The 2665-nt window shown below is 63.0% G+C and carries 1 protein-coding gene; it reads right to left on the bottom strand.

Annotation, left to right across the window (positions count from 1 at the left end):
• Positions 1 to 2665: LamG-like jellyroll fold domain-containing protein (locus tag QZY03_RS05195; protein WP_295578733.1), on the bottom strand; the 2665-nt coding region annotated here is incomplete at both ends.

The raw sequence follows: 2665 nt of genomic DNA, 5'->3' as shown, positions 1-2665 counted from the left end.
CACTTCGTGCAGGAAGATGTCACTCACGCCGTTATCGTCGTCCGACACCAGGTCATTGGCTTCGCTCTGGAAAACAACCCAGTCGCCGAGGGCATCGGCGGCGGGGTAGCGGCTGGGGCCATTGCCGGCCGCGCCGGACTGCGCACGGCTGAGCAGGGCGAGACGCTCGTCGAGCAGGTCAAGCCGATAGATGTCGCTGGTCCCGTTACGGTCGGCGGGGTTGATACCCTGGGGCGTCTCAAACAGCAACCACTGACCCTGCGGGTCGAGCAGGGCCTGCGCCACGGCTTGGCGGTCGATGCCGCGGGCGGCAAGCCGTTCCTGGATCCATGGGGGCAGGGCGTCCATGCCGGTGAAGGGCAATGGCGCGGTAGGGGGCGCCGTTTCAACCGCCGCCCCGGCTGCGGACGCGGAGGCGGATGGGGCGGCAGCGGCCGGAGTGCGGGCCGCGGCGCTGCACGCGACTACCCCGGTCTGGGCGCGGAAGACGGCGCCGGTGGCGACACGCAGACCCGGCCTATAGCGGTGGAACGGGGCACGGAAGGTAACGTTCGCTCCGGTTTGCACCATCACGCTGCCCTGCGTGGCGATGCTGGTTTGGGAGCCCCGCGTGGCCGTGCCGGGGCCGAAGGTGGCTCCGTTGATGGTCAGAGGGCCGGTTTGGCAACCGTTCGCACCCTGTGGCCGCACCCGAATGGTGTCGATTTGGGTCGCCCATGTTGGGGTGCCGATTCTGAACCAGGAAATGCCCACGTACTCATCACCTGTAAATTGCAACAGCGTCAGTTCGGTGGGTTGCCCCAAACTGGCGCGCTGAGTTGTCTTTGAGGTCTCGATCCAGCGGCCGTCAAACCCGTTGGTCACGAGGTAAAAGCTGTCGAGGTCGAACGTGCCGCCGTCCACCCTTCGGAATTCGATATATTCGTCTGGTCCGTGGAAATAGAGCGGTGTCGTGTCAGCGGTATAGAGCGGGTCGCCAAACTGCGCAATGTTGGAGTAGGATGTTGCGAGGATGCCGTTTTCCGAATAGGTTGCGCCGAAGGGGAATGCGGTTCCTTTTTGCTGGGCATCGAACGTCATTGCAAGAATTGCGCAGGCATCACCGACGCCATCGCCATTCGTATCGGTCTGATCAGGATTGGCGATCAGCGGGCAGTTGTCAGCGGCATCTGGGATCGTATCGTTGTCGTCGTCGCTGTCGCAGGCATTGCCCTGGTCATCGCCGTCGGTGTCCGTCTGGTCTGCGTTGGCGATCAGCGGGCAGTTGTCGCTAGCGTCAGCGATTTCGTCGGCATCGGTATCGGAGAAACACTTGCCCGCGCTGCCGGCGGCGAAGATAGCGTGTATCGCTTCGGCCGACAAGGCGCGATTGAAAATATCGATTTCGTCGATACGGCCCGGGAAGGCGTATCCCTCTGACCACCCGATCGTCACGGGCGCGGTCGCATCCTGGATTTCATCGTGCTGGTCGGTCGCGGTCGCTACCTGGGAGCCATCAATGAATAGCGCATAGGTGCTCCCCTGACGTGTCACCGCGACATGATACCAGCGTCCGACAATGGGGCTCCAAGGGGAATGGATGGTGTCGATCGCGCCAAAGGGTCCATCGCTGTTGATATGAAACCGCAGCGCCGGCCCGCTCGGGGTGGTATGACCAGACTCGTCATACCAGAAAATCCATTTGTCTTGCCCACCACTGCCATTATTGTGACCAACGAATGGAGAGCGGCCGGCGATCTGGTCAAAATTGACCCAGAGGTCGATCGTGAAATCCTGGGTGCCCAATGTCCATTGATCGCTGTCGGGTACATCGACCGCATCGTCCGCACCGTCGAATTGGAAGGCATGCCTGACGTTGCCCGTACTGAAGGCCGTACCGTTTATAAGTGTCCCATGGTGGCCGCCGAGCGAATCGTTGGCATTGCCCTCCGCCTTCCACCAGGCGACCAGATCCGCGGGCGGTCCCGCACAGACAAGATCCTGCTTGCGGGTGAAGGTTGCCGAACAGAGGGTGTCCTGGATCAGCGCGAAGGGGGCACCGCAACTGGTCGGCATCCATCCGGTGAAACTCGACCCATCCGCGGGCACGGCCGTAGGGGTGACGATGGTGCCTTGGGGATAGGTCCCGCCACCCCCGACGGTGCCTGTCCCGCTGCCGGACATGGCAACCGTCAACGTGTATGGTGGGGCTTCCGACAGAACGGCATAAGACCGGGTGGCCTGATTGTTGGCTTCATCGGACTCGGTGGTCTGGCAGTAGCCGTCTACGAAGGCGCGCAGGGTCTTGGGGCTGGTCAGATCGCTGGGGGTGACGGTGAGGATCAGGGTCTTGCTTTCGCCCACCGCCAGGGTCCCGACATCGACTTGCGTGTCCGGACCTTCCCAGCAGTCCGCCGCCGTGGCGTGGTCGGACCAGACGTTCAGAGAGCCGCCATGACCGCTCGCCATGCCCTGGTTGGTCACGGTGATCTGGACGTCAAAGGGGATGTCGACGACCGGCGTGCTGGTCGGCAGGACGATGTCGGTGATGACGAAGTCCGGGGCCACGACGGGATAGGACCGGGTGGCCTGATTGTTGGTTTCGTCGGACTCGGTGGTCCCGCAGTGGCCGTCTACCGAAGCGCGCAGGGTCTTGGGACTCGTCAGATCACTGGGGGTGACGGTG

It is taken from the genome of uncultured Lamprocystis sp. (assembly GCF_903933125.1).
In the GTDB taxonomy this organism is placed as follows: Bacteria; Pseudomonadota; Gammaproteobacteria; order Chromatiales; family Chromatiaceae; genus Thiodictyon.
Note: the sequence above shows the minus strand (reverse complement) of the source record. Positions and strands in the feature narration are given on the sequence as shown.